The 240-nt window shown below is 60.8% G+C and carries 1 protein-coding gene; it reads left to right on the forward strand.

Annotated features, from left to right (window positions below):
- A partial coding sequence (locus ACYP5B_RS27020; RefSeq protein ID WP_459571742.1) for a porin occupies positions 1–240 on the forward strand: 240 nt, incomplete at both ends.

The raw sequence follows: 240 nt of genomic DNA on the forward strand, positions 1-240 counted from the left end.
ATTTCCAACCCATTGACCGCTGCTGCCCTCGGTAGCGGCAGCTTCAAGAAGGCGACGGTCGCGGCAAGCTATGCGTTCGGCCCGGCAAAGATCATGGGCGGCTATCGCTGGGGCCAGAACAAGGACCAGAATGGCAGCCTGATCGAGCGCGACGACTTCTACTGGATCGGCGCCACCTACCAGGTGACGCCGGCGCTTGGCCTGACGCTCGAGTACAACTACGACAACGTCAAGAACTTC

The organism is Cupriavidus sp. 8B, from assembly GCF_054589115.1.